The sequence below is a fragment of the Streptomyces sp. NPDC004721 genome (assembly GCF_053601495.1).
The window spans coordinates 1-2,148 of record NZ_JBSGBZ010000146.1 but is presented as its reverse complement, the minus strand read 5'-3'; the positions used below and the strand labels follow the sequence as shown (position 1 = coordinate 2,148).

Annotated in this window: 1 pseudogene; it reads left to right on the top strand. The window is 69.5% G+C overall.

Annotated features, from left to right (window positions below):
- Nucleotides 1–445: 445 nt before the first annotated feature.
- Nucleotides 446–1,691, top strand: a pseudogene (locus tag ACWEK3_RS42305) (purine-cytosine permease family protein); the annotation flags it as partial.
- Nucleotides 1,692–2,148 lie beyond the last annotated feature (457 nt).

Genomic DNA, 2,148 nt, shown 5'->3' with positions numbered 1-2,148 from the left:
AAGCGTGAAGAACTCCCATCATCGCAGGTCACAAGGCACTTCCTCGTCTCCGGAGAAGCTATCCACAGACATCAAGCCGGTGGATCCGGGCTCAGGCCGCCGAGCTGATCGCAATCCTCGAGGAGTGCCTGCGCAGACACGCATCCCTGCAGGCGAACCTCCAGGAAGTAGGCGAACGGTTCCGCGCCGAACAAGAACGCCAGAGTTTCGTGCCGCCCCCCAGCCGGGCCCACGTCGACCTCGAACGCCAGCTGCTCGAACCGGCCCTGCAACTGCCAATACGGCAGGCGCTTCCGCTGTTCGGCACGTTCGCGACGGCGGCGACCCCGCCGCACCGCCCGGCGATCATCTACCTCCCGGACCTGATCACCGGACTGATGACGCCGCCGGCCGAACCCGACGGCGACGACAGCCTGATCATCGAACCCGAATTCGGCGACGCAGAACCGGCGTGTTCACCGGAACCGTCGGCATCGCCCTCGGCCTGGACTTCGCCACCGCGCTCACGGCCGTCGTGCTGGGCACCATGCTCGGGGCGGTGCCCACCGCCTACCTGGGTACCTGGGGGAGCCGGACCGGCGCCGGGCAGTTGCCACTGGCCCGGCTCGCCTTCGGCCAGGCCGTGACGGTGCCCGGCATGCTGCAGTGGCTGTCCACGGTCGCCTGGGACGCGCTGATCGGGCTGTTCGGCGGGGACGCGCTGGCGCGGCTGTGCGGCTGGCCGTTCTGGCTCGGCGTCCTGGTCATGATGCTGGCCCAAGGCGCCCTCGGCGTACTGGGCTACGAGGCCATTCACCGGCTCCAGACCGTAATGACCTTCGTGCTTGCCGCCGCGTTCGCGCTGATCGCCTGGCGGCTCCTCAGCGGTGTCCACCCCGTTGACACCGGCCCCGCGCACGGCGCCGACCGGGCCGGTGCAGCCATTCTGACCAGCACCATCTGCACTGAGCCTGGCGCTCTCCTGGGCTCCGTACGCCAGCGACTTCAGCCGCTACCTGCCGCACACCACCTCACGGCCACGCATGTTCTGGTGCACCCTGCTCGGCCTTGTGGTGTCCTTCACGGCCGTCCAGACCCTCGGGCTGTGGGGCGCATCTGTCATGACCGACCAGACGGCCGCAGGCGTGGACAAGCTGCTGGGCGGTGGGCCGCTGGGCGCGTTCGGGCTGCTCGCCGTGGCGCTGGCGGCCCTGTGCAGCAACGCCATGAACGACTACAGCGGTTCCCTGGCGCTGCAGACGGTCGGGGTGCGGCTTCCACGTCCGGTGGCCGCCGCCCTCGCCGCCGTGCTCGGCTTCCCTCTGGTGCTATGGATGCACGCTGCCGACATCACCGCCCGCTTCCAGAACGTGCTGCTGTTCGTCGGCTACTGGATCCCCGGTTTCGTGGCGATCGTCATCGTCGACTGGCTTGCACGGGCACGGGCACGGGGCGGCGCCCCGATCGAACTCGTCGTCGAGGCCGCCCGGCCGCGGCCCGGTCGGCCTGCGCTGCTTACGTTCGCCACCGCCTTCGCCGCGGCCGTGCCGTTCATGAACACCAGCCTGTACGTGGGTCCGGTCGCGACCGCCCTGCACGGCGCCGACCTCTCGTACTACGTCGCGTTCCTCGTGGTCCTCGCCGTATACGCCCCCTGCGGCTGCGCCAAAGTCCACAGCCCTGATCCACCGCGCCCTCTCACGTCCCGGTAACGGCCGACTGCTGTCCGCGGGCGCCCACACTCCTCTCCCTCGTCCCATAAGCCGACAGATCCACCGGCGCCGCGGCCACGAGAGAGCCGCCCGCGCGTCGATGTCGGCTTCCTCCAGCGTGGCGAGCGCGTCCAGGAACGCGACGGCGAAGCTGCCCAGCCAAAAGGCCTGCTCGGCAGCCACCGTGTACGCGGTCACGGCGGCCACCGTCGTGGCGAACCGGTCCTCGTCCACCGCCGACTCGCATGGCGCCGTGACGGCCACAGCGAGCACATGGCGATTGTGTCCTCGATGGACACGGCCGGACACGACAATCTTGCCGCCCGCAGAGTGGGCTCCACCAGTAGCTCCGCAGCGCTGGCTGAACCGCCCCGGTTCGAATGGAGACTCGATTCCATGAAAGGATCGAGTCATGGCACGACCTTCCCGTTACCCGCTTGAGCTCCGCCGCCGCGCG